The sequence below is a fragment of the Roseicella aerolata genome, from assembly GCF_020523605.1.
GTDB lineage: Bacteria > Pseudomonadota > Alphaproteobacteria > Acetobacterales > Acetobacteraceae > Paracraurococcus > Paracraurococcus aerolatus.
The window spans coordinates 1-604 of the sequence record NZ_JAJAQI010000187.1 but is presented as its reverse complement, the minus strand read 5'-3'; the positions used below and the strand labels follow the sequence as shown (position 1 = coordinate 604).

At 65.9% G+C, this 604-nt stretch carries 2 protein-coding genes; both read left to right on the top strand.

From position 1 onward, the window contains the following. Positions 1–137 precede the first annotated feature (137 nt). The gene (locus LHA35_RS28860) at positions 138–263 is read left to right on the top strand and encodes a hypothetical protein (protein ID WP_264185865.1); all 126 of its coding nucleotides are present in this window, start codon (positions 138–140) and stop codon (positions 261–263) included. Next, on the top strand, positions 260–529 hold the full coding sequence (locus LHA35_RS28490; RefSeq protein WP_226615290.1) for a hypothetical protein: 270 nt from the start codon (positions 260–262) through the stop codon (positions 527–529). Before LHA35_RS28860 ends, LHA35_RS28490 begins: the two co-directional genes overlap by 4 nt. The last annotated feature ends 75 nt before the right edge of the window (positions 530–604 follow it).

The following is a 604-nucleotide window of genomic DNA, read 5'->3' as shown; positions in this document are numbered from 1 at the left end:
CGCCATGTCCAACACTCCCACCGCCCCCGACCAAAGGCCCGAGGCTAGCGTCCGAACATGGGTCAACTCTCAGTGGCAACTTAACCCCAAACCGGGTCAGCTCTCAGTGGCAATCAACACCCACCCCCGGGGGAGACGTGCCGACGAACCCCTACGCCGAGCTTGAGCGACGCCAGGCCGAGGAAAAGCGGCGCCGCGAGCGAGCAGCCAAGGCGAAGGACTGGGACCCCTACAACCCGACCGACAAGGAAGGCAGCGAATGAGCGAGACGGTTACGGCAGAACGGAAGACGATCCCGGCGAAGGCTCGGCCTGCGGTTCAGCGGTTCATGGTGCTGAACGACAAGGGCGGCATCGGGAAGTCTATCGTGATCCACGGGCTTAGCCTGGAACTGGCCGCGTCTGGGGTGGATCATCGCGTGATCGAGGCCGAGAGCAATCCGCGCCTTGCCCGCGTGCTGGGCCAGGATCGGGTGCTCTATCACGTGCTGCGCGGCGATCAGGGTGAGAACGCGCGGCGATCTGGATGAGAAACGCCTGCATGGCGCCGTCGGGAGGGCGTAGCCCGACCGGCGGGGCCATGCAGGCGAGCGCCCACCCGTTCT